The following is a 1988-nucleotide window of genomic DNA, read 5'->3' as shown; positions in this document are numbered from 1 at the left end:
TTTACCACCAATAACCGTAGTGTGAGTGGTTATTTTTAATTGTTTTCCGATATAAACTTTCCCACAAACCAATAATTCCCTTCCCATTCCCCCCATTTTCTGCCTATATTTGCAGCCCTTTTGTGGGATTTGCTCGGCAGAGTGGGTTCTTTTACTTCAATAGTTTTACATGCAAAAATACATCTACGGCATAGATTTCGGCACTTCCAACTCAGCTTTGGCCATTTTAGATACAGACACTCGTGAGGCTGTTAAACTTTTTACGGTACCTTCTCTTTTGTTTTTTCAGGAGCCCAAGGAACGTGGTCAGTTTACAAAAGTGGCTGTAGGCCAAGATGCCATTGATCAATATGTGCAGAATCGGATGACCGGCCGATTTATGAAGTCTATCAAGAAGGTTTTGCCTAACAAAAGCTTTGTAGATACCCGAATTGGTAACCGCATGTACAAAGCCGAGGACTTGGTGGCTTTGATTTTGGTCCATCTCAAAAAACTGGCTGATGATTTTCTATCTGAAGATATAAAAACCGCAGTAATTGGTCGACCAGTGGTCTTTGATGAAGCCGCCGACAAGGATACCTTGGCCCAAATTAGGCTCGAAAAAGCCGCTAAAATTGCGGGTTTTGAAAAGATACATTTTCAGCTAGAACCCGTTGGGGCGGCCTATACGTATGAACGACAAATCGAGAAATCGGAATTGGTTTTGGTGGCAGACTTTGGAGGGGGTACGTCTGATTTTTCGCTGATGAGGCTTGATCCCGCAGCTAAAAATTTGGCGAACCGTAAAAGTGATATTATTGGTCAGGGAGGTATCTATATCGGTGGGGATAATTTCGACTCTGACATTATGTGGCATAAAGGCACTCCGCATTTTGGTAGGGGAGTGAAGGAGGAGTTTACACCCGGCAAACCACTCGATTTGCCTCTTTCATATTTTCAGAATATCTGTTCTTGGGAAAAAATGAACTTTCTGGATACACTCAGAATGAAGTTGAGCATCGAGAAATCGTATCAATATTCTGGTAAAGATTTTAGGGTGAAAAACCTCCAAATTTTGATTTCGGAGAATTTGGGCTATTCTTTTTTCAAGGAAATAGAGAAAGCAAAAATTACGCTCACACACGAAGAAAAAGCTGCCTTGGTATTTCAGAAACACGGAATAGAAATAGAGGAGGAAGTAAGTTTATCAGAGTTTAAGGATGAGATTATCGCTCAGAACTTATCGAAAATTGAAGATTACCTGGACCAATTCTTGGTTGAAAAAGGAATTGGAAAAGACGAAATAGATGTGGTTTTTATGACAGGAGGTACTTCCCTTATAAAGCCTTTGAATCAGATATTTAAAGATAAATTTGGAGAAGCAAAACTGAAATCGGGCGACAATTTTAATAGCGTAGCCATGGGTTTAGCTTACAGTTACTTAAACATGAATTGAGGTATTTCTGCTCAATTCACCCAAATCAGCTTTTAGCATCGGTAAATTTGTTATTTCTTCAGCACTGGGCTTCTTAGGCCCAAGAATTTATTTTTTGATTTGGATTCGTATAATTCATTAACCCCTTGTGCGGTTTAAATAAACATGGCATGCTTCAACTGATTTATTGGTCTATTGTTTGACATATTTATGAATTGTAAAACAGCTACAGCGTTTACCTTTGCAACGACTCTTGTAAGCAGGCCATCTAATGATTTTGAGTAGTTTCTTTTAAACATCATTTGATCACAGAGTTGTGAAAAAAGGGTTTCAATTCTTTTTCTAATATATCGATAAGACTTATTCCACACATCTACTCTTTCTTTCATATTACCTCTAATTGGTGTTATTAGTCTGATTTTGTCTTGTTCAAAAAGAGATGTTTGATAGCCCAATGAGAGATAACCTTTGTCTGCAATTAACTCATAACCTGCAAGTTGTTCTTTTTTGTCTATCATTCCAAGATAGTTTACGTCATGAACATTGGCTGAGGTTAATCCAACAGACAGTGGTA

At 38.4% G+C, this 1988-nt stretch carries 2 protein-coding genes; one reads left to right on the top strand and one right to left on the bottom strand.

What is annotated here, in order from left to right:
• Positions 1-169: 169 nt before the first annotated feature.
• Positions 170-1435 carry an Hsp70 family protein gene (locus EGI31_RS14520; RefSeq protein WP_255037920.1) on the top strand — a complete coding sequence of 422 codons (1266 nt, stop codon included), beginning with the start codon at positions 170-172 and terminating at the stop codon, positions 1433-1435.
• Positions 1436-1569: 134 nt separating this feature from the next.
• On the opposite strand, the gene EGI31_RS14515 is transcribed toward EGI31_RS14520, so the two are convergent.
• On the bottom strand, positions 1570-1988 hold a 419-nt coding region (locus tag EGI31_RS14515), incomplete at its 5' end, for a transposase (protein ID WP_255037919.1).

It is taken from the genome of Lacihabitans soyangensis, assembly GCF_024343775.1.
Lineage (GTDB): Bacteria > Bacteroidota > Bacteroidia > Cytophagales > Spirosomataceae > Leadbetterella > Leadbetterella soyangensis.
The sequence above is the reverse complement of the archived record's forward strand: the minus strand, read 5'-3'. Positions and strand labels throughout refer to the sequence as shown.